The sequence below is a fragment of the Variovorax sp. 01N429 genome, from assembly GCF_056399425.1.
On record NZ_JBFTRG010000005.1, the window covers coordinates 35,640 to 61,274 of the forward strand.

The 25,635-nt window shown below is 65.5% G+C and carries 24 protein-coding genes; 5 read left to right on the forward strand and 19 right to left on the reverse strand.

The genetic code is table 11. From position 1 onward, the window contains the following. Positions 1-4 precede the first annotated feature (4 nt). Together AC1DSF_RS10670 and AC1DSF_RS10675 are read right to left on the reverse strand one after the other, a co-directional pair. On the reverse strand, positions 5-1,663 hold the full coding sequence (locus AC1DSF_RS10670) for an FAD-dependent oxidoreductase (RefSeq protein WP_478127413.1): 1,659 nt from the start codon (positions 1,661-1,663) through the stop codon (positions 5-7). A 3-nt stretch (positions 1,664-1,666) separates the two neighbouring features. Then, positions 1,667-2,626 (reverse strand): MBL fold metallo-hydrolase, encoded by a 960-nt coding sequence (locus AC1DSF_RS10675; RefSeq protein WP_478127414.1) that lies wholly within the window; start codon positions 2,624-2,626, stop codon positions 1,667-1,669. 125 nt (positions 2,627-2,751) lie between these two features. Here AC1DSF_RS10675 and AC1DSF_RS10680 point away from each other — a divergent pair, with 125 nt between their 5' ends. After that, positions 2,752-3,585, forward strand: coding sequence for an IclR family transcriptional regulator (locus AC1DSF_RS10680; protein ID WP_478127415.1), 834 nt, complete (start codon positions 2,752-2,754; stop codon positions 3,583-3,585). On the opposite strand, the gene AC1DSF_RS10685 is transcribed toward AC1DSF_RS10680, so the two are convergent. The 9 genes from AC1DSF_RS10685 to AC1DSF_RS10725 all read right to left on the reverse strand — a co-directional run bounded on the left by AC1DSF_RS10685 (position 3,527) and on the right by AC1DSF_RS10725 (position 12,182). After that, a complete protein-coding gene (locus tag AC1DSF_RS10685) occupies positions 3,527-4,045 on the reverse strand; it encodes a GFA family protein (RefSeq protein ID WP_478127416.1) in 519 nt (172 codons plus the stop codon). The genes AC1DSF_RS10680 and AC1DSF_RS10685 overlap by 59 nt on opposite strands. 10 nt (positions 4,046-4,055) lie before the next feature. Beyond that, on the reverse strand, positions 4,056-4,697 hold the full coding sequence (locus AC1DSF_RS10690) for a LysE family translocator (protein WP_478127417.1): 642 nt from the start codon (positions 4,695-4,697) through the stop codon (positions 4,056-4,058). 46 nt (positions 4,698-4,743) lie between these two features. Then, a complete protein-coding gene (locus AC1DSF_RS10695; protein ID WP_478127418.1) occupies positions 4,744-6,213 on the reverse strand; it encodes a DUF1501 domain-containing protein in 1,470 nt (489 codons plus the stop codon). Positions 6,214-6,224: 11 nt separating this feature from the next. Beyond that, positions 6,225-8,084: a DUF1800 domain-containing protein gene (locus tag AC1DSF_RS10700; protein ID WP_478127419.1), complete on the reverse strand. Its 1,860-nt coding sequence runs from the start codon at positions 8,082-8,084 to the stop codon at positions 6,225-6,227. A gap of 198 nt (positions 8,085-8,282) precedes the next feature. Then, on the reverse strand, positions 8,283-9,107 hold the full coding sequence (gene pyrF / locus AC1DSF_RS10705; protein ID WP_478127420.1) for an orotidine-5'-phosphate decarboxylase: 825 nt from the start codon (positions 9,105-9,107) through the stop codon (positions 8,283-8,285). Positions 9,108-9,135: 28 nt separating this feature from the next. Continuing rightward, entirely contained in the window at positions 9,136-9,915 is a 780-nt protein-coding gene (locus AC1DSF_RS10710) for a uracil-DNA glycosylase family protein (protein ID WP_478127421.1), read from the reverse strand. Next, a complete protein-coding gene (locus AC1DSF_RS10715; protein WP_478127422.1) occupies positions 9,912-10,493 on the reverse strand; it encodes a GNAT family N-acetyltransferase in 582 nt (193 codons plus the stop codon). Before AC1DSF_RS10715 ends, AC1DSF_RS10710 begins: the two co-directional genes overlap by 4 nt. Continuing rightward, positions 10,490-11,182 (reverse strand): tRNA (adenosine(37)-N6)-threonylcarbamoyltransferase complex dimerization subunit type 1 TsaB, encoded by a 693-nt coding sequence (tsaB, locus tag AC1DSF_RS10720; protein WP_478127423.1) that lies wholly within the window; start codon positions 11,180-11,182, stop codon positions 10,490-10,492. The genes AC1DSF_RS10715 and tsaB overlap by 4 nt, the downstream gene beginning before the upstream one ends. Beyond that, positions 11,175-12,182 carry a DMT family transporter gene (locus AC1DSF_RS10725; protein ID WP_478127424.1) on the reverse strand — a complete coding sequence of 336 codons (1,008 nt, stop codon included), beginning with the start codon at positions 12,180-12,182 and terminating at the stop codon, positions 11,175-11,177. The genes tsaB and AC1DSF_RS10725 overlap by 8 nt, the downstream gene beginning before the upstream one ends. A gap of 105 nt (positions 12,183-12,287) precedes the next feature. On the opposite strand from AC1DSF_RS10725, the gene dacB reads away from it, so the two are divergent. Then, positions 12,288-13,733, forward strand: a complete 1,446-nt coding sequence (gene dacB / locus AC1DSF_RS10730) for a D-alanyl-D-alanine carboxypeptidase/D-alanyl-D-alanine endopeptidase (protein ID WP_478127425.1) — start codon at positions 12,288-12,290, stop codon at positions 13,731-13,733. Between the two features lie 105 nt (positions 13,734-13,838). Next, on the forward strand, positions 13,839-15,389 hold the full coding sequence (locus AC1DSF_RS10735) for an alpha/beta hydrolase family protein (protein ID WP_478127426.1): 1,551 nt from the start codon (positions 13,839-13,841) through the stop codon (positions 15,387-15,389). Positions 15,390-15,405: 16 nt separating this feature from the next. On the opposite strand, the gene AC1DSF_RS10740 is transcribed toward AC1DSF_RS10735, so the two are convergent. The 3 genes from AC1DSF_RS10740 to purE are packed head-to-tail and all read right to left on the reverse strand — an operon-like array spanning position 15,406 to position 18,119. Continuing rightward, positions 15,406-16,407 (reverse strand): L-threonylcarbamoyladenylate synthase, encoded by a 1,002-nt coding sequence (locus tag AC1DSF_RS10740; RefSeq protein ID WP_478127427.1) that lies wholly within the window; start codon positions 16,405-16,407, stop codon positions 15,406-15,408. A gap of 6 nt (positions 16,408-16,413) precedes the next feature. Further along, the gene (locus AC1DSF_RS10745; protein WP_478127428.1) at positions 16,414-17,580 is read right to left on the reverse strand and encodes a 5-(carboxyamino)imidazole ribonucleotide synthase; all 1,167 of its coding nucleotides are present in this window, start codon (positions 17,578-17,580) and stop codon (positions 16,414-16,416) included. Next, on the reverse strand, positions 17,577-18,119 hold the full coding sequence (gene purE / locus AC1DSF_RS10750) for a 5-(carboxyamino)imidazole ribonucleotide mutase (protein WP_478127429.1): 543 nt from the start codon (positions 18,117-18,119) through the stop codon (positions 17,577-17,579). The genes AC1DSF_RS10745 and purE overlap by 4 nt, the downstream gene beginning before the upstream one ends. Before the next feature lie 36 nt (positions 18,120-18,155). Between purE and AC1DSF_RS10755 the strand changes: the two genes are divergently transcribed. Both AC1DSF_RS10755 and AC1DSF_RS10760 read left to right on the forward strand, forming a co-directional pair. Beyond that, positions 18,156-19,076, forward strand: a complete 921-nt coding sequence (locus tag AC1DSF_RS10755) for a tetratricopeptide repeat protein (protein WP_478127430.1) — start codon at positions 18,156-18,158, stop codon at positions 19,074-19,076. A gap of 59 nt (positions 19,077-19,135) precedes the next feature. Further along, positions 19,136-19,603 carry an META domain-containing protein gene (locus tag AC1DSF_RS10760; RefSeq protein ID WP_478127431.1) on the forward strand — a complete coding sequence of 156 codons (468 nt, stop codon included), beginning with the start codon at positions 19,136-19,138 and terminating at the stop codon, positions 19,601-19,603. Between the two features lie 24 nt (positions 19,604-19,627). Here AC1DSF_RS10760 and AC1DSF_RS10765 read toward each other — a convergent pair whose 3' ends face one another. From AC1DSF_RS10765 to AC1DSF_RS10785, 5 genes are all read right to left on the reverse strand, one after another. Continuing rightward, a complete protein-coding gene (locus AC1DSF_RS10765) occupies positions 19,628-20,299 on the reverse strand; it encodes a helix-turn-helix transcriptional regulator (RefSeq protein WP_478127432.1) in 672 nt (223 codons plus the stop codon). A gap of 115 nt (positions 20,300-20,414) precedes the next feature. Beyond that, positions 20,415-21,320 carry a phosphoribosylaminoimidazolesuccinocarboxamide synthase gene (locus AC1DSF_RS10770; RefSeq protein ID WP_478127433.1) on the reverse strand — a complete coding sequence of 302 codons (906 nt, stop codon included), beginning with the start codon at positions 21,318-21,320 and terminating at the stop codon, positions 20,415-20,417. 136 nt (positions 21,321-21,456) lie between these two features. Further along, on the reverse strand, positions 21,457-22,521 hold the full coding sequence (gene fba / locus AC1DSF_RS10775) for a class II fructose-bisphosphate aldolase (protein ID WP_478127434.1): 1,065 nt from the start codon (positions 22,519-22,521) through the stop codon (positions 21,457-21,459). A gap of 202 nt (positions 22,522-22,723) precedes the next feature. Further along, entirely contained in the window at positions 22,724-24,172 is a 1,449-nt protein-coding gene (gene pyk / locus AC1DSF_RS10780) for a pyruvate kinase (protein ID WP_478127435.1), read from the reverse strand. Between the two features lie 171 nt (positions 24,173-24,343). Further along, positions 24,344-25,534: a phosphoglycerate kinase gene (locus AC1DSF_RS10785; RefSeq protein ID WP_478127436.1), complete on the reverse strand. Its 1,191-nt coding sequence runs from the start codon at positions 25,532-25,534 to the stop codon at positions 24,344-24,346. Positions 25,535-25,635 lie beyond the last annotated feature (101 nt).

Consider the following 25,635-nt stretch of genomic DNA (forward strand, 5'->3'; position numbering starts at 1 on the left):
TCTTCTATGCCTTTGCCAGGGCACGATCGCGCGCGGAACGCACGACGTGGGATGTGGGATGGCGCCAGCGCGCGCACACGTGCTGGTCGGGACGCAGCAGGTAAACAGTGCCGGAACGCGCGTCATAGCGGCGGGCCGCGACTTCGCCTTCGCCCGTCGCGCTGACCCGCACCACGTGCAGCGGCACGTCGGCCTCTGCCACTGCTTGCAGACTGCGTTCGGCCTCCTCGCCTTGGCCGAAAACCACCGCGGTGAAGCACGCAGCGCCCGCGGATGAAGCGGGACACAGCTCGCGCAGCAACCATCCGCTGGAGCCATCGGGCCGAACGATCGGCGCATCGGCGGCGGGCGCACCAGGCGCCATCCGGCCGTCGAAAGCATCCTCGTCGGGCGTGTTCAACGGCGACTCGCTCAGCGTGCTCGGGACCGAGAGACGCCCGCTGTTGACCAGCGCCCGTGCGAAGGCATGGCGCTTGGAAAGTTCGAGCACGGCGTCGCGAAACAGCCTGCTGACTTCGCTCTTCGGCGTGATGAAGTCGGTGGCGCGTGTCGAGTGGCGGATGTTCTCGTCGGCCGCGTATTCGCGCTCGCTCGCATAGCTGTCGAGCAGCGCGTCGGGTGCTTCGCGCCTGATGACGGCAGCCAGCTTCCACGCGAGGTTGTCCGCGTCCTGCACGCCCGAGTTCGCACCGCGCGCGCCGAAGGGCGACACGCCATGCGCCGAGTCGCCAGCGAACAGCACGCGGCCATGGCGAAAGCGCTCCATGCGTTGGCAGGCGAAGGTGTAGACGCTGGCCCATCCGATGCTGAACTGCACGCGCTCATGGCCGATGCTGTCGAGCAATGCGCGCACGCGCGGGATGATGTTTTCGTGCTTGCGCTCTTCCACCGGATCGGCGTCCCAGCCAAGCTGGAAGTCGACACGCCACATGTTGTCGGCCTGCTTGTGAAGCAGCACGCTTTGGCCGGGATGAAAAGGCGGATCGAACCAGAAGCGCCGCTCGGTCGGAAGCCCCGCGTCCATGTTCACATCGGCGATCAGGAAGCGGTCCCGGAAGACGCGGCCCTTGGCCTCCTGTCCAAGCAGTTGCCGCAGGCTGGATCGCGAGCCATCGCAAGCCGCCACATAGTCGGCACCGAGCTGGTAGTTGCCCTCGGGCGTCTCGATGGTGAGCAGCGCGTGGCCCGCATGCTGCGCAACGCCGACCACCTTGTTGCTCCAGCGGATGTCGATCAGCGGCAGCTCGGCGGCGCGCTCCGACAGATAGCCTTCGACGTAGTACTGCTGCAGGTTGATGAATGCCGGTCGCTCATGTCCCTCTTCGGGCAGCAGGTCGAAGTTGTAGACCTGCTCGTCCTTGAAGAACACCCTGCCGACCTTCCACGACACCCCTTTGGCCACCATGCGATCGGCGCAACCCAGCCGATCGAATATTTCGAGCGTGCGCTTTGCGAAGCAGATGGCGCGCGAGCCGGTGGACAGCGTGTGGTCGTTGTCGAGCAGCACCACCGGCACCTGCCGTTGCGCAAGATCGATTGCCAATGCGAGCCCCACGGGGCCGGCGCCGACCACCACGACCGGATGCCGCGCGGGCGGCGCGGCGTCCTGGTCCGCGTGGCGCCTGTAGTCGAAGTGCAGCGACTGATAGTCGACGCCCTGCATCGCTCAGCCTTCCAGCGCCTTCCACATTTCGATGTCGCGCTCGGCGGTCCAGATGCGCGGATCGACATGGCCCGACGCTTCGTCGTAGGCACGGCTCACGTCGAAGGGCATGCAATGGTCGAAGATGACCCACTGGCTGTACTTGGGCTTGAGCTTGGCATAGGTGTCCCTGTAGACCGCGTTGAGGTCGCGGCCGGCTTTGACGCCTTCCTGGACGCTGCTGTAGACGTCGGCGATGAAGCTGCGGGTGCCTGCGAGGCCCTTCGCCACTTGATCGGCGGTCGTCAGCGCGGCACCGCGCCCCGGAACGAGCGCCTTCGGCTTCAACGCGGCGATGTTGTCCAGCGTCTGCGGCCAGTCCTGGAAGTAGGCATCGCCGGCGTAGGGCGTGGCGTCGAACTCGACCAGGTCGCCGCTGAGCAACGCCCGCTCCTCCGGAAGCCAGACGACCGTGTCGCCCTTCGTGTGGCCGCGGCCCAGCTGGATGAGCTGCACTTCGAGCTTGCCCAGCCACAAGGTCATCTTGCCGGTGAACGTGATGGTCGGCCAAGTCATCCCCGGCGGCACGGTTTCGACGTTCTGGAACAGCCGGGGGAAGCGACCGATCTCGCTCGCCTTGTCTTGCTCGCCGCGCTCCACGATGAGGTCGCGCGTGTCCTGGCTGGCAATGATGTGCTCGGGCTTGTAGGCGGCGGCGCCGAGCACACGAACGGCGTGATAGTGCGTCAGCACGACGTACTTGATCGGCTTGTCGGTCACCTCGCGGATGCGCCGGACCACATCGGCCGCCATGGCGGGCGTGGCCTGCGTATCGGCCACCAGCACGCAGTCGTCGCCGATGATGATCCCGGTGTTGGGATCGCCCTCGGCCGTATAGGCCCAGGCGTGCTCGGAGATCTGGCTGAAGGTGATCTTCTTTTCTTCCAGATCGGCTTGGCTGGCGAATTTCTTGACCTCGGTCATCACGGGTCTCCTTGTAAAAATTTGTCTAACGTAAATTGATTCGGCGTAAACGAATGCACGCAGTTTAGATCGCCAATCAGTTAATGTCTAATGCCTTCCGCAGAAACGAACAAAAGGGACTGGCGATGAGCACAGACAACGAGCGCAGCCAACGCGGCATCCAGAGCATCGAAGTCGGCGGGCAACTGCTTCGCGCCCTGGTCCACAACGGACGACCCATGGCGCTGAAGGACCTCGCGCGCGAAGCGGAGATGTCTCCCGCCAAGGCGCATCCCTACATGGTCAGTTTCGGCCGGCTGGGGCTCATCGAGCAGGATCGCGTCAGCGGCCACTATCTGCTCGGACCGCTCGCGTTGCAACTGGGGTTGATCAGCCTTCAGCAGGCGAACCCGGTTCACGTCGCCACGCCGCTGATCGCCGAACTGGCGCAGCAGATCGGGCAGACTGTGGCCATCGCCGTCTGGGGCGACCGGGGCGCCACCATTGTGCGGATCGCGGAATCGCCAGCGCCGCTGCACGTGAACATGCGGCACGGCACGGTGTTCTCGCTCACCAACACGGCGTCGGGCCGTCTGTTTGGCGCCTACCTGGATCCAGCGGTCGTCAAGCAACTGCTCGAGGACGAACGCCGGCGCGAGCGCAAGGGCGCGGCCACGGCGCACGCTCCCCGGCGAGGCATGCCGCCAGCGCGACCTCTGCCGAGCTGGCAGGATTTCGAGTCGCAATTGCGCGAAGTCCGCAGCCACGGCGTCAGCCGCTCGGACGGCGAAATCCTGCCCGGTGTGAGCGCGATGTCAGCGCCGGTCTTCGATCACACCGGAGCCATCTCGCTGGCGCTCACGGCCATTGGGCCGTCCGCCATCTTCGACACGGATTGGGACGGCGAGATCGCGCTCGCCCTCAAGGCGTGCGCGGATCAGGTGTCGCAGCGGCTGGGCGCTTCGGCTTCAAGGCCTTGACCCGTTCCAGGCTCTCCGCCGGCCAGTACTGCGAGCCGCTGTAGTACTCCGCAGTCGCCGGTACGCCCGCCGGCAGCACGACCCAAGGCTGCTTCGAAGCCGTGTAGATGTGGATGTCTGGCGGCAGGGCGTCGGGCGAATCGAGCGTGCCGACGCGAACGAAAGCGATCGCCTCGCCCGCGCCTGCATAGTGGCTCCACAGGGCGACCCGGCATTGCGAACAGCGCGCGATCTTCTGGCCTTTGCCGCTCAGCGAAGGGGTGTCGACCATTTCGAGGTCGCCTTGCAGCAACTGCAAGCGGTCGCGTTCGATCAGCGCGTTGATTGCAAACGCACTGCCGCTCTCGCGCTGGCACCAGCGGCAATGGCAGCAGTTCACGAAGAGCGGCCGAGTCGCCATGCGGTAGCGGACTGCGCGGCAGGTGCAGCCGCCTTCTATCGGGAACGGATCGGTGCTCATCGATGTCCTTTCAGGCGCGTTGGGCTGTAGCCAGAAGCCGCAGGCCCAGGCAGACCATCACCGTGCCGGCGAACCTGTCCGCCCAGGCTTTGTACCGGAGATAGGTTTTCTGGGGCCCACTCGCGGAGAGGGCCAGCGCCACCAGCGCATACCAGCTCGTTTCAAGCGCGAAGACCACCGCCACGATGCCCACTCCGAAACCGAGCGAAGGCGTCGGCGGAAGAAATGCGGCGAAGACGCTCGCGTAGACGATCGCCGTCTTCGGATTGCTCAGCTGCGTCGCCAATCCAAGCAGAAACGCGCGGCCCGCCTGACGCTTCGCTCCACCCGCACCCCGCACTGATGAACCCATCGACAAAGGTTGGCTCGCGCCGAGCCAGATCCGCACGCCGAGATAAGCAAGATAAAGTCCGCCCGCGGCCTTGAGGACGACATAGAGCGTCGGCACGGCCAGCAGCAACGCCTGCAGCCCGGCCAATGCAGCAAGCGCAAAGCAGGCCCCGCCCAGCCCCATTCCGAATGCCGCCGCCACGCCTTGCGAGCGCGAAAGCGACACGGCCGTGCGCGCGACCATCACGAAGCTGGGCCCCGGGCTCACCACGCCGACCGCCAAAGCGCCGGCGATGCCAAGAAGTGGAAGTAACTGAGTCAATCGTGGCTCCTTGCCTTCATCGGGCCAGGAGATTACTCCAGTCGTCTCAGCCCATGAAGCCCAGGTTCTTCGGATACTCGAGGCCGTTGAAGTTGCCGCCGAAGTTCTTCAGGTTCGGCAGGATGCCTGGCAGATCGATGTCCGGCACGCCGAACCACCTGGCCAACGTTGCACCGTACTGATCGACCGAGGTCGTGGGAATCAGCCGCCCCTGCCCCACGTGCCCTTCGTAGCCGGCGAGCTTCGGGTCGTTGTTGATGCTCACCACCTGCGGCATGCCATAGAACTGCTTGCCCTTGACCGCGCCGCCGACGACGAAGTGATGGCTACCCCAGCCGTGATCGGAGCCATCGCCATTGCTCGCCAGCGTGCGGCCGAAATCCGACGCCGTGAAAGCCGTGACCTTGTCCCCGACGCCCAGCGCTTCCATCTGGCGATAGAACGCAACCAGCGCATCGCTGAGCTGCTTCATCAGGCCTGGCTGGTTGGCGATCAGGTTGTCGTGCAGATCGAACCCACCCATGGACACGAAGAAAACCTGCCGCTTCACGCCGAGCGCGGCACGCCCGCGAATGACACGCGAGACCATCTTGAGCTGGTTCGCGAGCCCGGTGGTCAGTCCCGCGAAGGTGTCGTTCGTGAAGGTGGCCGGGGCAATGGCCGCCGTCACAGCCGTTTCGGCTTCCACCGCGCGCCGGGTCACGCGGTTGTATTCGTTCTCCAGCGCGTGGGTGCGCGCCTCCTGCACGAGTTGCGCCATGGCGGACTTGACCGAGGCCGATCCGAAGACCGTGTTGCTCTTCACGCTGCCGATGCCGACGGCGCCGTTCGTGCTGACCTGGTATTGCAGGGCGGTGTCGCCCGAGAGAAACACCGCATTGCCCGCGACGGACATGCAGGTGAACAACGAGGTCGTGTTCTGCGACAGCGCGAGGTCACCGAGATTGCCGCCCCAGCCTACCGTCGAGCCTTCGGGTGAAGAGGACTGCCAGATCGACTGCTGGTCGTTGTGCGAGAAGAGTTTGGGCGGCTGCGGATAGAGCTTCTTGTTGCTGTTGTTGTACTGGGCGCGCGTGAGCGGGACCACGAGCGGACCGACGTTGAGTTGCACCGCCACTTTGCCCTCGTTGTTGAAGAGGCCGGCCAGTTGCCCCATCGACGGATGCAGCGCGTATTGGCGTCCGTCGGCCAACGCAGTCGTCGGCGTGAGCAGCGTCGGGTCGAGAGCGGCCTTCGCAATGGCGATCCCATTGGCGGCCTGCGGCACACGAATGGTGCTGTAGGCGTTGTAGCTGGGGTCGTCGTAGGTGACGACGGTGTTCGCATAGTCGTTGCCGCCAAAGAGGAAGACGCACACCAGCGCCTTGTAGTCGTCGGAGGAAGCGGCCTGCGCGGCGGCTTCGCCCATTGCCGCGAGATTGAGCGCAAAGGGCAACGCAGTGCCCGCCATGGCAAGCTGGCCGGAGCGGCGAAGAAACGCGCGCCGGGTATGGGCGGCAGGATCGATCAGGTACATCGCGCAGTCCCTTATTTCTGGATGAGGTACGAAGGCGCTGCCAGCACCAGGAGCACGGCGGCATACACGCGATTGAGCTTGACGCCGTCAGCGCTGGATGCCGTCACGGCCGGTGTGGCGAGGGCCCCGACGATCAGCGCGACCGTCGCCGCTGAAAGCTGGTTGCCCGTGAGCAGCAGGTTCAGTCGCTTCACCAGCGCGGCCGGATCGAGCACCAGCGCGAGTTCATTCGCATAGGTGGCGTTGACGTCCTTGGCCGTCCTCTGGAGCGCGCCCTGCATGTAGTTGATGTAGCCGCCGACGCTTGTCTCGTTGACCAACTGGAATTCCGGCGCGACCATCTTCGCGCTCGCGATCGCGGTCGAAGGCGGCACGTAGCCAGGTCTGAAGTAGTTGAAGACCGAAGGCGAACGCAACGGGCTCTGCCCGAGCTGCGTGTCCGACCGCGAGAGGTCACCGATCTTCCAGTTGCCGGTCGCCGAGTCGGCGCCGAAGGTCCGCGCCCATTGCACGAAGCGCAGCATGGGCTCGCGCAAGCGTCCAAAGTTCGGGTCGGTCAAGCCGGCCGGGCTGCGCGCTTCGTTGTCGAGCACCACCGCGGCACACACGCTCTTCATGTCCCCGCGCACGCCACTTCCGTTGTCTGCAAAGACATCCGCAATGCGCTTGACGTAAGCCGAGCTCGGGTTGCTGGTGACGAGCCGCTGGATCAACTGCTTGCCGATGAATGGGCCGACGTTCGGGTGATTGAACAGCGTGTCGAGCGCGATCTTGAGCGCGGCCTTGCCATCCGTTCCGGCCGGCACCGTGGCGCCGAGGAACTTGGCTTCGAGCGTGGAATGCTTCGAGGCTGTCAGCGCCATCGGCCGCTTCGTCCACGCATTGCTCTCGACGCTGCCGCTCGTCCGGACGACGGCACCTGCGGATCCGTTTTTCTCCTCCGTGCGGACGTCGACGTCATAGCCCGTGAAGACACGCGCCAGGTTCGTGACGTCGTCGAGTGTGTAGGTGTCGAGGGGCGCGCCATCGGCACCGGTCTTGACGGTGCCGTCGGCGTTGAGTTGGTAGAGGCCGATGGTCATCAGCTGCATGACCTCGCGGGCGTAGTTCTCGTCCGGCTGGCGTCCCTGGGCGTTTTCCTTCTGGTTGCCCTTGGTATTGAGGTAGTAGCCCATCGCCGGGTTGAGCGTCACGTCTTCGAGCAGTTGCCGGAAGTTGCCGGTCACGCCCTTCACGAGCGTGTCCCAGTACTGCGCCATCATGTGATCGGTCCAGTTGGAACCAATATCCAATAGCGACACGACGAAAATTTCCGTGAACGCCAGCGCCATTCGCTTGCGAAAACCATCAGGCGCGGTGATGAGCTGGTTCCAGATCATGTCGTCGGCGTTGACGGTGCCGTAGGTCTTGCTCGACAGCCAGTCCCAGCCGGTCTGCGTCGGCGCCCGGTCGACCTGTTCGCCGAGCCACGGCAGGTAACCCCTGTTCCGCACGGCCGCGATATCCGCATCCGAGGCCGAGAACTGCGATTGCAGGAGAAAGCGAGCGGCCTCTTCGTCGCTCCTGGCTTGCGTATAGACATAGCTTTGCGCGGTGGGTGTGGCGCCCAGGCCTGTCAGCGAGCCTGCCTGCACGGTCGCGCTGCCGCTGCCACCTTGCACCGAAAAGGCGCCGGCCCCGCCGCCGCCTCCCCCGCCGCCTCCGCAAGCCGCGAGTGCCGCAGCCGCAGAGAGTGCGGCGACAAGCGGTACAGGGCGCTCTGGCACTTCCGGTCGGAAGGCGCGCGATGGTTGTGCGTGTACGGGCGTTTCGCGCGCGCACGTCGATTCGTCGGTCGGCACGGCGCGACCGCTTGCAATGTCTTCCACCATGGGATTCCTCACTCCTCGGCGCTCCGGCGCCGATCTCGTGAGGCAAATGCCGTGCCGGTAACTGGGCCGACTCAAAGCACGGAAAGTGAGTCGTTAAGGACTAATCAGTCCCGCATCAAACCCGCGCGAATGTGAAGAATTGTGACTTTTTCGTCAGATTCGCGTCATCGATGCCTGCAGGGTGACGCGGAATGTCGCTCAGGCTTTGGCAGCTTCGAGCCCGTCACGCGTCCGGTTCGCTTCCCTTCGGGCCGCTTCGGCGAAGTCGTCGCCAGCCGAGGCGTAGCAGATAGCGCGAGACGAATTGACGACGATCGGCGCATCGGCTCGCCACCCGGCCCGAACCGTCGCGACCGCATCCCCACCCTGGGCTCCGACGCCTGGAATCAGCAACGGCACCGTCGGCGCAAGTACCCGTACGCGCTCGATTTCCGCCGGATAGGTCGCCCCGACCACCAAGCCGAGCTGCCCGTTCAGGTTCCACGGACCCTGCGCCAGACGCGCAACATGCTCGTACAGGAACGGCTCGCCCGTGATTCCCGCCAGACGCTGGCCCTGCAGGTCGGCACCGCCGGGATTGCTGGTGCGGCACAGCAGGAAGGCCCCCTTGCCCTGATGCCGCAAATAGGGCTCGACGGAATCGAAGCCCATGAAGGGCGACAGCGTGACGGCATCGGCGCCATAGCGTTCGAAGGCCTCCCGCGCGTACTGCTCGGCCGTCGAGCCGATATCGCCGCGCTTGGCGTCGAGGATCGTGGGCACGTGGGGCGCATTGCGGCGCATGTGCTCCATGAGCCGTTCAAGCTGCACTTCGGCCCGGTGGGCTGCGAAATATGCGATCTGCGGCTTGAAGGCAATGACGAGATCGGCTGTGGCATCGACGATGCGCGCGCAGAAGTCGTAGATCTTGCTGGCGTCGCCCTTCAGATGGGCGGGGAATTTCGTCGGTTCGGGGTCGAGGCCGACGCACAGCAGCGAGCCGTTTTGGCGCTCGGCAGCGCGCAGCTTGTCCAGGAAGGTCATGGGGCGGAATTTTAGGCGCCGCCGGACCTCAGCCCGACGGCGCCAGTTGCTCCGCCGCGAGACAGAGATCGGCCCACGCGCGGGCCTTGTCCAGCGGGTTGCGCAGCAGGTAGGCAGGGTGATAAGTTGCAACGACGGGCACCATTTCCGCGCCCGGAACCAGCGCGACGGGGACCACACGCCCGCGCAGCTTGCCGAGTGGATCTCCGCTTTGCATGAGGGTTTGGGCCGCTAATGGGCCAAGGGCGAGCACCAGGCGAGGCGCCAACACCGGGACGCAATCCGCCAGTGCTTCGTCCAGAGGCCGCGGACTGGTGGGTTGACCCGAAACGACGCCTCGATGGGTCCGCATCAGGTGGACCGGCGCTTCCCCGTCTTGCAGTTGCAGTGCACGCAGCATGTTGTGCAGCAGACGGCCTGCATCGCCAGCGAACGGTTCGCCGTGGCGGCCGTCGAGTTCGGGAGGCATGTCGGCGATGATCAGCCAGCCGCCTTCTGAAGCGGCTTCGCTGCCGAAGAGGCGCCGCGGTGTGTCCGAGAGCACGGCGGCAGCCCCTTGCCTTGCCGCAATCGGCGCTCGAGCTTCCACCGCCGGCGCGGCGGCCGGCACCGAGGCCCTTTGGACAGGCGACGGCGCGAGCTCGGGAGCCGGCCGCGGTGGCGCATCGGCATCGACGGCGACCGGCGGCTCGACCTTGGCAAGTTCGCCAGCCCCGCCGGCCACGCCAGCCCCATTGGCATCCGTCCTGGGCCACCAGAAGAGCTTGATGCCCATCTCGTCCAGCATCGCGCGTTGGCGTGGCGTCATTTCAGCCCTCCCCAGGCGCTGTTGGATTCGTTGAGGCGCAGGCTCATCACCACGGCATCTTCGCGGGCGCCGGCATGCGCGGGGTAGTAGCCCTTGCGCAGCCCGACACGGCGAAAACCGTTGCGTTCGTAGACGGCCAATGCGCGCAGGTTGCTCGCGCGTACTTCGAGCCAGAGCCATTGCGCACTCAGGCCGCGAGCCCAGCCGGCGAGTGCCTCCAGCATCAAAGGCGCCCATCCCTGGCGCTGAAACGCGGGCGCGACGGTGATGTTGAGCAAGTGGACCTCGTCGACACCCTTCATCGCCACGAAATAGCCAATGATGGTTTCATCGACGGTGCGCGAAGCGACGCGACTCCATAACGCGCGCATGCCGCCTGGCGTCGGCGTGGAGCCTTCTTCGGCGCCAGGGCCTACAAGGCACTGGCAGTGGTAGCCAGCGGCCATCGAATCGGTGAAGTTGGCAGCCGTCCAGGGATGGGTGTAGGCCGCCTGCTCGATGGCGCAGATGGCAGACACCCGCTCGCTTGTGATCGGCTCAAGGCGGGCTTCGCGCGGTTCAAGAAGGACGGCACTCATGGCTGAACGGTGGTGGTTGCCGCCTTGATGGCGGCACGCTCTTCGGTAGTCTGCGCCACTTTATCGCGAACGTAGAGAGGCCATGCCTCGGCCGGCGCGACGGTACGGCCTTGCGCAAGCAGCGCGGGTGCGAGGCGCAGCATCGCGGCCGCCGTCGGGAGCACGTTGTGTCTCGGTCCAGCATGCGGCAAACGGTCGCCATAGGCAGCGAAGGCATTGCCGGCCAAGACCCAGCCCTCCGGCACGACGACGGTTTCCGGCGCCAGCAATTCAGCCTCGCTGGCAATCACTTCGACGCCGAGGTCGTAGCTGGCCGTGTAGACCTGCTCCATGCGCGCGTCCAGAACCACGACCACGCGCGTCGCGCCGAAACAATGGCGCGCCTCTTCGGCGACGGCGTGCAACGTGTCGATAGGCAACAGTCGCACACCGGCGCCATAGCCCAGGCCCTGCGCGACCGAGCAAGCGGTGCGCAGTCCGGTGAAGGAACCGGGCCCTCGACCGAACGCGATGGCGTCGAGTTCGCGCAAAGACAGCCCGGCATCGGCGAGCAGTCGCTGAATCAGCGGGATCAAAGTCGAGGACGACTGTGCGCCGCCGATGCCGCTGTGCTCGAGCAACACATCGCCATGGCGCACCGCGATCGAGAGCGATTCGGTGCTGGTGTCGAAGGCGAGCAGCTTATGCATCGGCGCATCCTCCCACGGGCACGGCGCCTTTCGGCGGAGGATTCGCCACCCGGCTGCGCTGAACCCCGAAAAGGATGCCGGCAGTCACCAACAGAAGCCCCGCGACAAGATTCCAATACAGCGGCTCGTCCAGGAAGGCCACCGCTCCGAGCGCGGAGAGGCCGGGCACCAGCGCAGTGATCATGGTGGAACGCACCGGACCGAAGTGCTGGATCATCCGCGTGAAGGTGATGCCCGAGATGACGACCGAGCCGACGCCCTGGAACAACATCTGGAACAGGACTTCGCCGATGGGCGCGCTGCCGAGCCGGCTCGCGATCACTCCGGACGCCGCCAGCAGAGCGTAGACCGGCACATAGGTGATGAAGGCGAACACCGTGATGGCGATGGTCGCCCGCACCGCCTCGAGGGCGTGTCTGCGCGCCAGCACGCTGTAGCTCGCCCAGCAGAAGGCGGCCGTCATGAAGAGCAGATCGCCCTTCCAGATGGCGCCGCCCTGCAGCGCGTGAAGCAGGCTCGCCCCGCCGACGAAGAGATCGCCCACCACGATCAGTGCCAAGCCCACGGCGCGGCCGGGCGTGATCCGATCGCGCAGGACGACAGCGGCGAGCAGCGCCGTCCACAGCGGAAGGCTGCCCGGCATCAGCACTGAAGCATGAATGGCGGGTGCAAAGAAAAATCCGCTGTAGGCCAGCAGCGGGTAGCCCAAACCGCCCACCACGCCGGCGAGGATGGTCAGCCGCAGCGAAAGCGGCGACAGCCCGAAAAGCGAGCTCTCTGCCGCCGGATCGCGCTGCCGCGCGCGCATGACCAGCCAGGCGCCCCAAGGCAGGAGCACCAGGCCAGCGCCGCTGATGCGCGCGAATGCGATGTCGAAAGGCGTCAGCGACCGCGCCGCCGAAGCACGCGCGATGACGATGAATGCGGTCCAGACCAGGACGGTGACGATGGCCGCGCCGAGGCCGATGGTGCGCGGAGAAAATCGGGGAGCGGCGGGCATCCGGCGATTATCGAGGGGCGTCGGAAATCGCGTCTTGGAAGGCTCATGTCGCCCTTTTTCGCTCCCCGTCGCCCCTCCCTGGGGCGGGCCGGGATAATCCGCCGCATGCCTCTCGACACCGCTTCCGCACGACATCGCCTCCTTCGCCTCGCCATCACTTGCGCATCTGTTCTCGCTTCGGCGGCGCTGCTGCCCGTGACCGCTGCGGCGCAGAGCCTGCCCATCGAAGTGGACGCCGCGCTCGCCCGCGCGAAGGTGCCGCGGGACGCCGTGACGATGCTTGTCGTCGATGCAGAAGGTGTGGGTCGGCCCCGGCTCGCATGGCGCACCCAGGCCCAGGTCAACCCGGCATCGATCATGAAGCTGGTCACTACCTACGCGGCGCTCGACTTGCTGGGACCGGCTTTCACATGGACCACGCCGGTGTACGTGGACGGGCCGGTCCGCGACGGAGTGCTCGAAGGCAACCTCTACATCAAGGGCCAGGGCGATCCCAAGCTCGTACTCGAACGGCTCTGGCTGCTGCTGCGCCGCGTGCAGGGACTTGGCATCCAGACCATCAGGGGGGACATCGTGCTCGACCGCAGCGCTTTCGAAGTCGCGGACACCGATCCCTCCGCCTTCGATGGCGAGGGGCTCCGTCCCTACAACGCTGCGCCGGATGCCCTTCTGATCAACTTCAAGTCGGTCGTGATGACCTTCGTGCCGAACCGCGCAACGCAGATGGCGCAAGTGAGCTTCGAGCCGCCGCTCGCTGGCGTCGCGACACAGGCCACGGTGCCGCTTTCCGCAGGCGAATGCGGCGACTGGCACGCGACGCTCGCAGCTGAATTCGCCGATCCGGCGCGCATCGGCTTTACCGGCAGCTACCCGGCCGCTTGCGGCGAAAAGGTGTGGCCTGTCGCCTATGCCGATCCGCGCAGCTTTGCGGCGAGAGCCGTGGGCGGCTTGTGGGTCGAGATGGGCGGCCGCATCAAGGGCGTGGTGCGCGAAGGCCGCGTGCCCGCCGAACTCAAGCCCGCATTCGAGATCGCGTCGCCCCCGCTCGCCGAGGTCATCCGGGACATCAACAAGTACAGCAACAACGTGATGGCGCAGCAGCTCTTCCTCACGCTCGGCCTGCAGCAGAAGAAGCGCGGCAACCTCGAAGCGTCGCGCGCCACGGTGCAACAGTGGTGGAACAACCGCATCGGCACGGGCGAGGGGCAGCCTCTGTTCGACAACGGCTCGGGGCTCTCTCGCGACGAGCGCATTACCGCCGCCGAGCTCGCGAAGATGCTCCAGGTGGCGTGGCGATCACCGCTGATGCCCGAGCTGGTGTCCTCGCTGCCGGCTTCGGGCGTCGACGGCACGCTGCGCAAACGTGCCTTGCGATCAGGCGGTGCGGCGCACTTGAAGACCGGCACGCTTCGTGATGCGGCGGGAGTCGCCGGATTCGTGCACACCGCGAGCGGGCGGCGCTATGTGGTGGTGGCGATCGCCAACCATGCCAATGCCGTGGCGGCGCGGCCGGCCTTCGACGCGCTGGTGGACTGGGCTTCGCAGGACTGACCAGCAACTGACACACGCGCCAGCAGAAACCCGCGCTTGCGCATATTGCGGCCCCTGCCCAGAATCGCCCGGACGCAAATTCAAGAACCGAGCAGGAGACACCCGATGATTCGCCTTACAGCCATTGCCCTCGCGGGCGCCGTCCTGACGCTTTCCGGCTGCGGAGGCGGCGGTGGCGGCGGGTTTGCGGTGAACGTGCCGCCGGTGGTGGACTCGGGCCGCGGCTCGGTCGTGACTGTGCCGCCGCAGCAGACGGCCCAGCTCTCGGTCGCCGACTTCTCATCCCTGCTGAACGCCAACGCCTCGGGCCAGGCATTGCTGCAGGTGGCGGGTGCGCCCAAGTGCGGCTTGGTGCTTCGCTATCTCGAATACCGCACCGTCGGCGGCCAGGGCGAAGCGACCAATGCGACAGCCGCCATCATGGTGCCGAACGGGGGCGATCCCGCATGCACGGGCCCGCGACCCGTCGTGCTGTATGCGCACGGCACCACGGCGGCGAAGAACTACAACCTCGCCCAGTGGACCGACGCCACGCAACCCGCCGCGGGCGAAGGGCTGTCGGTCGCCGCGATGTTCGCCGCCCAGGGTTTCATCGTCGTCGCGCCAAACTATGCCGGCTACGACAAGTCCACGCTCACTTACCACCCCTACCTCAACGGCGACCAGCAAGGCAAGGACATGGTCGATGCCCTGACTGCTGCCCGCAAGACCTTCAAGTTGATCGGTGCGAACGAGAGTGGCTCGCTTTTCATCACGGGCTATTCGCAAGGCGGCTACGTCGCGATGGCTGCACATCGCGAGATGCAGGCGACCGGCAAGACGGTGACCGCCTCGGCGCCGCTGTCGGCACCTTCGGCCATCAGCCTGCTGACCGACTACAGCTTCAGCGGCTGGCCTGCGCTGGGCTCGACGCTGTTCACCCCGCTGCTTTCGACCAGTTGGCAGAAGCAGTTCGGCAACGTCTACGCGGCGACCACCGACGTTTATGAAGCCCAGTACGCCAACGGCATCGACACGCTTCTGCCCAGCCTCACCCCGGTCAACACGCTCTTCGCGACGGGCAAGCTGCCACCTCTTGCGCTCTATCCGGCCAATGCGGTGCCGGGACCTGTGACTCCCGCGTTGTCGATCTTCTACGGACCGAGCAACCTGATCCGCCAAAGCTATCTGACGCAAGTCGCGAACGACATCCAGGCCAATCCATGCCCCGGCAATGCGCTGCCTGCCACAGCTACTTCACTCAACACCACTGCGCCGCTGAACTGCAGGCCATTGGTGGGCTTCCGGAAGGCCGCAGTAGCGAACGATCTGCGCAACTGGCTGCCGCTGCGGCCGGTGCTGATGTGTGGTGGCGCCAATGATCCGACAGTGAATTTCGTGAGCACTCGCGCGACAGCGGGCTACTTCGGCGCCAGCGGCATGTCCGCGAGCGCGCTGACTGTGGTGGATCTGGAAGACTCGACCGCGACCGATGCTTTCTCAGCCGCTCGCGCAGGATTCGCGACAGCCAAGGCGCGCCTGGCCGCCAGCACGCCCGGCACGCCGGCCGACCAGGCGTCGGCTGTCACTCAGGCCTACCACGGCACCCTGGTGCCGCCCTTCTGCATGGCGACGGCGCGAGGCTTCTTCCAGGGTGTGATGGCCGCAGGGCTCTAACCTGAGCCTGGCTGGGTCAGGCTGCGGCGGCGCGCCGCAGTCTGTCGCGCACGCCTTCCCACTCGGGCGTGTCGGGTGGGGTCTCGATCCAGATGAGCTTGGCGCCATCGGCGTCGAAGGCGCGCAGGACGGCAAAAAGCTGATGCGCGGTCGTCGCCGCGTCGTCAGGCATGCGGCGCTGCACGATCCGCTGGGAACGGCTCTTGAGCGGGGTGCGCGACCACACGGCAATGTGCGCTGCGTTGACACCGAGCACTTCGAGCCCCGCCTGCAGGGCTTTTGCATCCATCAGCCGCACCTTGGCGTTCGGCGCGTAATGCGCTTCGAGAGTGCCCGAGGCACGCGGATCGGGAGCGGCGAGATCTTCCTTGTCGCGCAGCGCCTCGCCGCAAGCCGCTTCGACCTGCGCGCGCGTGATCGCGCCGGGGCGGAGCAGCACGGGCACCCCGCGGCTGCAATCCACGATCGTCGATTCGATGCCGACTTCGCACGGACCGCCGTCGATCACGAGAAGCTCATCGCCGAATTCCTCTCGCACGTGCTGAGCGGTCGTCGGGCTCACGCGGCCAAAGCGGTTAGCGCTCGGTCCGGCAACCCCATGGACGCCATGCGCCGCGCACGCCATGAGCAGCGCCTGTGCCACAGGGTGCGAGGGGCAACGCAGGCCGATGGTGTCCTGCCCGCCTGCAGCAGCGGCCGCAATGCCGGGCCGGCGCTCGACGATCAGGGTCAGCGGACCCGGCCAGAAGGCGCGCACCAGCTTCTGGGCAAAGACCGGCAATGGCTGGGCGAAGTGGGACAAGGCCTCCGTGCCCTTGGGGCCGGCCGCGACATGCACGATCAAGGGATGGTCCGCGGGCCGGCCCTTCGCTGAAAAGATGCCAGCCACCGCGGCGTCGCTGCCCGCATCGGCGCCCAAGCCGTAGACCGTTTCGGTCGGGAAAGCGACCAGGCCGCCTGCCTGCAATACGCTGGCGGCTTCTTCGATGGCTTCAGGCGTGTTGCCGTCGCGGATCATCAGGCGTTACTCGGAAAGCGGAATCGGCAGGCCCAACAACGCGGCCGCAAAATCAGCCGTGCTGCGAACCGCTTCGATGCTTTCGCCGGTGATGTTCAAGTGCCCCATCTTGCGTCCGCGCCGCGCCTCGGTCTTGCCATAGAGGTGCAAATGCGTGCCGGGCAACGCGAGCACGTCGGCCCAGCGCGGCTCTGCCTCGACATCGCCATCGACGAACCACAGATCGCCCAGCAGATTGAGCATGATCGCGGCGCTGTGCTGCCTCGGCGGATTCAACGGCAGGCTCGCCAGCGTGCGAACCTGCAGTTCGAATTGCGAGACGTCGGCCGCGTCCAGCGTCCAGTGGCCGCTGTTGTGCGGACGTGGCGCCATCTCGTTGACCACCAGTGCGCCATTGCCCAGCACGAAGAACTCGACGCACAGCACGCCGACGTACGAGAGGCCCTCCGCGATCGACCGGGCGGCAGCCACTGCGCGCTTGGCCGTCGATTCAGGCATGTTGTGCGGATGGACCTCTGTCACGGCGAGGATGCCGTCGCGATGCAGATTGCGCTGCACCGGGAAGTGCACCATCTGCCCGTCTTCGGCACGGGCGATGATCACCGAGCACTCGAAGTCGAGCGGGAGGAGTTTTTCGAGCACGCAGGGCACGCCGCCGGCGTCCTCCCAGGCGGATGCCAGTTCGGCGCGCGTCGCCACACGCCGTTGGCCCTTACCGTCATAGCCGAGCCGTGCCGTCTTGAGAATGCCGGGAAGAAGGTCCGCCTGGACCGCGGCCAAGTGCTGCGCCGTCTCAATGACGGCAAAGGGGGCGCAGTCGACCCCGCAGCGCACGAAGTGGCCCTTCTCGCGGATGCGGTCCTGCGCGATGGCGACGGCGTCCGCGCCCGGAGAGACCGGCCGCGCCACCGCGAGGTGCTCGAGTGAGGGTGCGGGCACGTTCTCGAACTCGGTGGTGACCGCATCGGCCAAGCCCGCGAGTCTCGCGAGGCCGTCGACATCGGTGTAGTCGGTGTGGATGTGGTGATGGCTCACGCGCCCGGCCGGACTATCGGGGTCCGGATCGAGCACCGCCGTGAAATAGCCCAACTGCTGGGCCGCATGGACGAACATCCGGCCCAATTGGCCGCCCCCGACGACACCCAGGGTGGCGCCGGGAAGTATCGGGATCACAGGGCGCCCCCGCCTTGCGGCGAGAAAGGCGAGACGGCCTGGGACTCGATCGGCGGCAGCGTCATGGACTGCGCGGCCTGCGTCTGATTTTCCCTGAAGGCGTCGAGTTGGGCTCGCAACGCCGGGTCGGCGACCGCAAGCATCGCGATGGCAAACAACGCCGCGTTCGCCGCGCCGGCATTGCCGATGGCAAAGGTTGCCACGGGTACGCCCTTGGGCATCTGGACAATGCTGTAGAGCGAATCCACACCCTGAAGGTGCCGGCTGGCGACGGGCACGCCGAGCACCGGGACGGTGGTCTTCGCTGCGAGCATGCCCGGCAGGTGGGCGGCGCCCCCTGCACCGGCGATGATCGCGGCGAGCCCGCGCGGAGCGGCGCTTTCGGCGTAGGCGAACAATTCGTCGGGCATCCGGTGGGCCGAGACCACCCGCGCTTCGTGGGAGACGCCGAATTGCTGGAGAATCTCGACGGCATTGCGCATCGTCTCCCAATCGGAGTTCGATCCCATCACCACGCCGACCTGAATTGCTTGCTTCATGGTTCGAATTTTACGTTTCACCCTCAACTTCCCGCGATGATCGACATCACCCTCGAAAACTTCCAGACCGAGCTGATCGACGGCTCGATGACCACCCCGGTGCTGCTGGACATCTGGGCCGAATGGTGCGGACCTTGCAAACAGCTGGGGCCGGTGCTCGAAAAGCTCGAAGTCGAATACGCGGGGCGGTTCGCCCTCGCCAAGCTCGACGCCGATAAAGTGCCCCAGATTTCGCAGCAGTTGAGCCAGATGTTCGGCGTCCGGAGCATTCCGTTCTGCGTGATGTTCAAGGACGGGCAGCCGGTCGACGGCTTTGTCGGCGCGATTCCCGCGGAGCAGATCCGCGAGTTCCTCGACAAGCACGTGCCGGGCGCGGACGAGGTCGAGGCGCAGGAACAGGAGGAGTCGGCCCAGGCGACGCTCGCCGATGGCGATACCCAAGGCGCGCTGGAAAAGCTCCAGCATGCGGTCGCGACCGATCCGGCCAATGATGACCTTCGATTCGACTACGTCAAACTGCTGCTGCAGGAGGGTCGTATCGACGACGCCAAGGTGGCGTTTGCGCCGGTGATTGCCAAGACGTCACTGGTGCGCCGCCTCGATTCACTCCAGCGGTGCATGGACGCCATCGATTTCGCGCAGCCTGCGACCGGCACAGCACCCGACCTGGCCGGGCTCGATGCGCGCATCGCCACCAACAAGCGTGACTTCGACGCTCGCTTCGACCGGGCCAGGCTCCTCATGGCGGCGCAGCGGTGGACCGAAGCCATGGACGAGCTGCTCGACATCCTGATGCGCGATAAGACCTGGAACAGCGATCTTGCGCGCAAGACCTACATCGCGATCCTCGACATCATCGAGCCACCGAAAGCGAAGGTCGCCGACGGGCAGATTCCGCCGGACGACCCGACGGTGGCGAGCTATCGCCGCCGGCTCAGCAGCGTGGTCTTGAGCTGAGCCCTGACTCGAATACGATGGCGCGGTGTTTCAATATGTCGCAGAAGGAAAGACTGGCCATGCGTTTTCGTCTCGCCGCCCGCTCGAACGCCGCTCTCTTTGTCGCCCCCGCAATGCTCGTCGCTGGTTTGCTAGTCGGCTGCGGCAGCGGCATCAGCCTGGATGAGCCGATCGAAGGTCCGGTCTGGCGCCTTGAGCAACTCGGCGGTGAACCCGTCGCATCCACTGGCGACCCTCAGCGCGATCCGCAACTCCAGTTCGATCGCCGCAACGGCCGAGTGAGCGGCTCCGGCGGCTGCAACCGCGTGTCCGGCACCTTCGAACGCAGCGGAAACTCGCTCAGGCTGAGCCAGCTTGCCTCCACGCGAATGGCCTGCGCCGATCCTGCGCGCAGCGCCAGCGAGTCGCAATTTTTTGCCGCGCTTCAATCGACCGCCAGCTATCGCCTCCAAGGATCGTCACGCATGTCTCTTCTGGACTCCAGCGGCCGCACCGTGGCCGTTCTAGGTACGGCGCAAGCGCGCTGAAGGCAGCTCGCGAGCGGGCCTGGATCAGTCTTCCCCGGTCAGCCTGAGCGCAGAGACGATCTGCGGCATGCGAGACACCCTGTGGACGACCTCGCGGATGCTGTTGCTGCCGGTTTTCTGCCGCACGTTCTTGATGTGCGTGCGCACGGTCGACATCCGGATGCCTTCGAGGCAGGCGATTTCCTCGGCATCGTGCCCGGCGCACAGACGCGCCAGCACATTCTGTTCCGCACGCGTCAGATGCTTGGATCGCGCGAACATCTGCATCGTCAGACTTTCGCAGCCCGATCGCCGGCTGCACATGACCAGTACCGTGTCGATCCTGTCCTCGCCATGCAGCGCCGCGAGCGGTATGAAGGCCAGGGACAGCGACTCACCCGCGTGGTCGAGCTCGACGATGCTGCGGCAGTCGCGCTCCGCATCCTTGAGGGCGTGGCGAATCTTCAACTGCGACTCCGGCTGCCCCGCGCACAGCATGCCGTCGACGCTTCGCACGGCACGCGCTCCGGCCAGCTCACGCCGGGCAGGGAAGTTCGCGTGCAGGATGCGCCCGGTCAGATCCAGCAGCAGCAGACCATGGTCGATCTCGTCGAGCACGCGCGCCATCACGCCGGGATGAAGCGCGTCAGGCGGCGGCGCGGAAACCGGAGCCTCGTCCCTAAGGTATCGAATCTGAAAGTCCACTGCCGTTTCCATCTCGCACTCCTCATCTATCGGGGGGATGCGAAGAGTTTGGAAGACAGGGCCGTTTTCAGGGCGTGACTATTGCCGCCAGCCTTGTGACTTATTCACATTGGCGGCGGCCGATTGATCAGCCCGTGAGCCTTTGCAGTGCTTCGCGATACTTTGCCGCGGTCTTTTCGACGACTTCGGCCGGCAGGCGCGGCGCCGGGGGTGTCTTGTCCCATGGCTTGCCGTTGATGCGCGCGGACTCCAGCCAATCGCGCACGAACTGCTTGTCGTAGCTCGGCGGATTTGTTCCAGCAGCCAGCGCGGCTTCGTAGCCCTCGATCGGCCAATACCGGGAACTGTCGGGCGTGAGCACTTCGTCCATCAGTACCAGCGTGCCCGCATCATCCAGGCCGAATTCGAACTTGGTGTCGGCAATGATCATCCCCTTGGCCAGCGCGATCTCGGCCGCCGCCTCGTAGATGGCGATGCTGGTCTCGCGAATCTGCTGCGCAAGCCGCGGGCCGACCACTTCGACCACCTTGTCGTAGCTGATGTTTTCGTCATGCGCGCCAGCCGCCGCCTTGGCAGCCGGCGTGAAGATTGGCCGGGGCAGCTTGCTCGCGTTGGACAGCCCTTCAGGCAGCGGTACGCCGCAGACCGCCCGGTTCTCCTGGTATTCCTTCCAGCCGCTGCCCGCGAGATAGCCGCGCACGACCGCCTCGACAGGGATCGGCTTGAGCCGCTTGACCAGCATCGAGCGGTCCTTGACCTGCGGCACCTCGTCCGGCGTCACGACGCTCTCGGGCGCTTCGCCGGTCAGGTGGTTCGGGCACAGGTGGCCGAGCCGGTCGAACCACCAGAGCGCCATCTGGGTGAGGATCACGCCCTTGCCGGGGATGGGCTCGCCCATGATCACGTCGAAGGCCGAAAGGCGATCGCTCGCGACCATCAGGATGCGGTCGTTGCCAACGGCATAGTTGTCGCGTACCTTGCCGCGCGCGAGCAGCGGGAGGCTCTTGATGGAGGAGGTGTGGACGGTGGTCATGGCTGGGTAGCGGGGTAGCTGTATCGATGTGCGGAGACGACGGAGATTGTGCGCGCAGAAAAAAGCCACCGCGAACGGTGGCCGGCGAAAACTGATGCGGAACGCCGCCGTGCCCGGCCGCCCGTAGCAAAAAGACTTAGACGACCTCTTGTGCCAGATCGCCCTTGGCATATTTGGCCGCGACGACTTGCAGGTTGTCGCCCTTGATCTTGAGGCCCTGGCCTTCGCAGCCGAACTCCAGATAGCGCTGCTTGCAAATCTGCTTGGCGGCCTCGCGCGCTGGCTTCAGCCATTCGCGGGCGTCGAATTTCTCGGGATTCTCGGCCAGGAACTTGCGCACCGCGCCGGTCATCGCGAGGCGAATATCGGTGTCGATGTTGATCTTGCGCACGCCATGCTTGATGGCTTCCTGGATTTCCTCGACGGGCACGCCGTAGGTTTCCTTCATGTTGCCGCCGTACTGCCGGATGATCGCCAGCAGGTCCTGCGGCACGCTGGATGAACCGTGCATCACCAGATGGGTGTTGGGAATGCGGCGATGGATTTCCTTGATGCGGTCGATCGCCAGGATATCGCCAGTGGGCTTGCGGGTGAACTTGTAGGCCCCGTGGCTGGTGCCGATCGCAATCGCGAGCGCGTCGATTTGCGTCTTCTTGACGAAGTCGGCGGCCTGCTCCGGGTCGGTGAGCAGTTGCTCGCGCGTCATCGTGGCGTCAGTGCCGTGGCCGTCTTCCTTGTCGCCCTTCATCGTTTCGAGCGAACCCAAGCAGCCGAGCTCGCCCTCGACCGTGACGCCGACCCGATGTGCCATGTCGGCCACCTTCTTGGTGACGTCGACGTTGTAGTCGTAGCTTGCGATGGTCTTGCCGTCCGCTTCGAGCGAGCCGTCCATCATCACCGAGCTGAAGCCGAGATCGATGGCGCCGCGGCACACGTCGGGGCTCTGCCCGTGGTCCTGGTGCATCACCAGCGGAATCGTCGGATACGCCTCAATCGCGGCTTGAATGAGATGCTTGATGAACGCTTCGCCGGCGTACTTGCGAGCTCCCGCGCTCGCTTGCAGGATGACTGGAGCACCGACCTCCTTGGCGGCCTCCATCACGGCCTGCACCTGTTCCAGATTGTTGACGTTGAAAGCCGGAATACCGTAGCCGTTGGCGGCGGCGTGGTCGAGCAGTTCGCGCATCGAAACGAGTGCCATGGAAATACCTCGCAGGATCTAAGGTTGAATCAAAAAAACTGCAACGATTCTACTAATCGCCCCCGACAACCGCGGCTCATCGACCTTCGACGCACCGCCCAATTCCAGAAACACCGCGGAACCGGCTTCGCCGGGCCGCTGGTGTTGCCCCCGGTAGGGGGTAGGCGAAGCGACACGAAGTGCGCGTAGCCTGGGGGCGAGCCTAGCTCACCCTACAGATCTTCAGCATGTTCGTGCCGCCCGGAGCCCCCATCGGCTCGCCGCAGGTGATTGCATAGACATCGCCCGTCTGCACGATGCCGCGCTTCTTCAGGTGCGCCTCGGCTTGCTCGAGCGCCGTGTCGCGATCGCTTTCCGAATCCATCAGCAGCGGCCGCACATTGCGATAGAGCGCCATCTTGCGCTGCGTGGAAAGACGGGTCGTCAGTGCATACATCGGAATGTGCGCCCGGTGCCGGCTCATCCACAGCGGCGTAGAGCCTGATTCGGTCAGCGCGACGATCGCCTTGGCGCCCAGGTGATGCGCGGTAAAAAGTGCACCCATGGCGATCGATTGGTCGATGCGGCTGTAGGCCTGGCCGCTGAAATCGGCGTCCAGGTGCGGATCTTCCGCGGCCTCGGCGGCTTCGCAGATCCGGCTCATTTCCTGAACCGTCTCCAGCGGATAGCGGCCCGAGGCAGTTTCCGCCGAAAGCATCACCGCGTCCGTGCCGTCGAGCACCGCATTGGCCACGTCGCTGACCTCCGCGCGGGTCGGCACCGGGTTGGTGATCATCGATTCCATCATCTGCGTGGCGGTGATCACGACCTTGTCCATCTCGCGCGCCATGCGGATCATCTTCTTCTGCAGCGCCGGCACGGCCGCGTTGCCGACCTCCACGGCCAAGTCGCCTCGCGCAACCATGATCCCGTCGCTCGCTCGCAGGATTTCTTCCAACTTCGGGATCGCCTCGGCACGTTCGATCTTCGCGATCATCCCGGGCTTGTGGCCGTACTCGGCCGCGGCGACGTTGCAGAGCTGGCGTGCCATCTCCATGTCGGTCGCGTTCTTCGGAAAGCTCACGGCCACGTAGTCGGCCTGGAAGCTCATCGCCGTCTTGATGTCTTCCATGTCCTTGGCCGTCAGCGCCGGCGCCGTGAGGCCGCCGCCCTGCTTGTTGATGCCCTTGTTGTTCGAGAGCTCGCCGCCGAGGTGGACGGTGGTGTAGACGGCATCGCCCTTGACCGCGTCGACCGTCAGCACGATGAGCCCGTCGTTCAACAGAAGGCGGTCACCGGGTTTCACGTCGCGCGGAAGATCCTTGTAGTCCAGCCCGACCGAATCGATGTCTCCCGGCTCCGTCCGCGATGCGTCGAGCACGAACTTCGCGCCCGGCTCCAGCCAGATCTTTCCTTCGGCGAACTTGCCGACACGGATCTTCGGCCCCTGGAGGTCCGCCATGATCGCCACTTCGCGCCCGGTGCGGCGGGCCGCTTCGCGCACCATTGCGGCACGGTTGATGTGATCCTGCGCGCTTCCATGGCTGAAGTTCAGCCGGACCACGCTGACCTTGTGAGTGATCATCTGCACCAGCAGGTCGGGCGAACTCGACGCCGGCCCGAGTGTGGCGACGATCTTGGTGGCGTGACGGGGAAGGCGTGGCGTGCTCATTCAATGTCTCCGTGTTGTATTCCGCACTGTATACACTTTATCAACCCCCCGCCAGCGCTCCCCCGCCACAAGCCAGAAACACCGCGGAACTGGCTTAGCCAGGCCGCTGGTGTTGCCCCCGGTCAGGGGGAAGGCGAAGCGACACGAAGTGCGCGCAGCCTGGGGGCGAGCTCATCCAGCGCGCTTGGAAAGAATCTCGAAGGCCGGGAGCGTCTTGCCCTCCAGCACTTCCAGGAAAGCGCCCCCGCCGGTCGAGATGTACCCGACCTTGTTTTCGATGCCGTATTTGGCGATGGCCGCCAGCGTGTCGCCGCCGCCCGCAATCGAGAAGGCGCCGCTTTCAGCGATGGCATGGGCGATCGTCTTCGTGCCGTTGGCAAAAGCGTCGAACTCGAACACGCCCACGGGGCCGTTCCAGACGATGGTGCCGGCCTCACGCAGTTGCGCCGCCAGAAGATCCGCCGTCTTCGGTCCGATGTCGAGGATCAGGTCGTCTTCGGCCACGTCGCTCGCATCCTTTACCGTCGCCGCCGCATCGGCAGCAAAGCTTTTGGCCGTGACGACGTCGACGGGGATCGGAACTGCGGCGCCGCGAGCCCGCATGGCCTCGATCACGGCCTTGGCCTCGTTCAGCAGATCGGGTTCTGCCAGCGACTTGCCGATCCTGAGGCCGGAGGCCAGCATGAAGGTGTTGGCGATGCCGCCCCCGACGATCAGTTGATCGACCTTGTCGGCCAGGCTCTTGAGAATGGTGAGCTTGGTGCTGACCTTCGAACCGGCGACGATGGCAACCAGCGGCCGCTTCGGTTGGGCCAGCGCCTTCGTGATGGCGTCGATCTCGGCTGCGAGCAACGGACCGGCACAAGCGATCTTTGCGAATTGCGCGATGCCGTAGGTCGTCGCCTCGGCGCGATGCGCGGTGCCAAAGGCATCGTTGACGTAGATGTCCGTCAGCGCTGCCAGCTTTCGAGAAAGCGCCTCGTCGTTCTTTTTCTCGCCCTTGTTCAAGCGGCAGTTTTCCAGCAGCACGACCTGGCCGGGCGCCACCTGGACACCATCGACCCAATTGGAGATCAGCGGCACTTCGCGCCCGAGCAGTTCGCCCAGGCGTTTTGCGACTGGTGCCAGCGAGTCTTCAGGCCTGAACTGGCCCTCGGTGGGCCGGCCGAGGTGGGAGGTCACCATCACGGCTGCACCCGCGTCGAGCGCCTGCTGGATGCAGGGCACCGATGCGCGAATGCGTGTGTCTTCGGTGATGCGGCCGGTGTCGTCTTGCGGCACGTTGAGGTCGGCTCGGATGAACACGCGCTGGCCGGCAACCTTGCCTTGCGCACAGAGGTCAGTGAATCGAAGAACGTTCATAGGCGGATGTAGGCGGATAAATGCGGGTGGAGGTTGGAAATGCCTCGACGGGCAGCAACGGACATTGTAGGGATCGGGTCCCTCCGGCGAATGTCAGGCTT

Bases quoted from the DNA above. Each gene is read 5' to 3' on its own strand.
- AC1DSF_RS10670 (WP_478127413.1), bottom strand. From the start codon at position 1,663: ATGCAGGGCGTCGACTATCAGTCGCTGCACTTCGACTACAGGCGCCAC.
- AC1DSF_RS10675 (WP_478127414.1), bottom strand. From the start codon at position 2,626: ATGACCGAGGTCAAGAAATTCGCCAGCCAAGCCGATCTGGAAGAAAAG.
- AC1DSF_RS10680 (WP_478127415.1), top strand. From the start codon at position 2,752: ATGAGCACAGACAACGAGCGCAGCCAACGCGGCATCCAGAGCATCGAA.
- AC1DSF_RS10685 (WP_478127416.1), bottom strand. From the start codon at position 4,045: ATGAGCACCGATCCGTTCCCGATAGAAGGCGGCTGCACCTGCCGCGCA.
- AC1DSF_RS10695 (WP_478127418.1), bottom strand. From the start codon at position 6,213: ATGTACCTGATCGATCCTGCCGCCCATACCCGGCGCGCGTTTCTTCGC.
- AC1DSF_RS10700 (WP_478127419.1), bottom strand. From the start codon at position 8,084: ATGGTGGAAGACATTGCAAGCGGTCGCGCCGTGCCGACCGACGAATCG.
- pyrF (WP_478127420.1), bottom strand. From the start codon at position 9,107: ATGACCTTCCTGGACAAGCTGCGCGCTGCCGAGCGCCAAAACGGCTCG.
- AC1DSF_RS10710 (WP_478127421.1), bottom strand. From the start codon at position 9,915: ATGACGCCACGCCAACGCGCGATGCTGGACGAGATGGGCATCAAGCTC.
- AC1DSF_RS10715 (WP_478127422.1), bottom strand. From the start codon at position 10,493: ATGAGTGCCGTCCTTCTTGAACCGCGCGAAGCCCGCCTTGAGCCGATC.
- tsaB (WP_478127423.1), bottom strand. From the start codon at position 11,182: ATGCATAAGCTGCTCGCCTTCGACACCAGCACCGAATCGCTCTCGATC.
- AC1DSF_RS10725 (WP_478127424.1), bottom strand. From the start codon at position 12,182: ATGCCCGCCGCTCCCCGATTTTCTCCGCGCACCATCGGCCTCGGCGCG.
- dacB (WP_478127425.1), top strand. From the start codon at position 12,288: ATGCCTCTCGACACCGCTTCCGCACGACATCGCCTCCTTCGCCTCGCC.
- AC1DSF_RS10735 (WP_478127426.1), top strand. From the start codon at position 13,839: ATGATTCGCCTTACAGCCATTGCCCTCGCGGGCGCCGTCCTGACGCTT.
- AC1DSF_RS10740 (WP_478127427.1), bottom strand. From the start codon at position 16,407: ATGATCCGCGACGGCAACACGCCTGAAGCCATCGAAGAAGCCGCCAGC.
- purE (WP_478127429.1), bottom strand. From the start codon at position 18,119: ATGAAGCAAGCAATTCAGGTCGGCGTGGTGATGGGATCGAACTCCGAT.
- AC1DSF_RS10755 (WP_478127430.1), top strand. From the start codon at position 18,156: ATGATCGACATCACCCTCGAAAACTTCCAGACCGAGCTGATCGACGGC.
- AC1DSF_RS10760 (WP_478127431.1), top strand. From the start codon at position 19,136: ATGCGTTTTCGTCTCGCCGCCCGCTCGAACGCCGCTCTCTTTGTCGCC.
- AC1DSF_RS10765 (WP_478127432.1), bottom strand. From the start codon at position 20,299: ATGGAAACGGCAGTGGACTTTCAGATTCGATACCTTAGGGACGAGGCT.
- AC1DSF_RS10770 (WP_478127433.1), bottom strand. From the start codon at position 21,320: ATGACCACCGTCCACACCTCCTCCATCAAGAGCCTCCCGCTGCTCGCG.
- fba (WP_478127434.1), bottom strand. From the start codon at position 22,521: ATGGCACTCGTTTCGATGCGCGAACTGCTCGACCACGCCGCCGCCAAC.
- pyk (WP_478127435.1), bottom strand. From the start codon at position 24,172: ATGAGCACGCCACGCCTTCCCCGTCACGCCACCAAGATCGTCGCCACA.
- AC1DSF_RS10785 (WP_478127436.1), bottom strand. From the start codon at position 25,534: ATGAACGTTCTTCGATTCACTGACCTCTGTGCGCAAGGCAAGGTTGCC.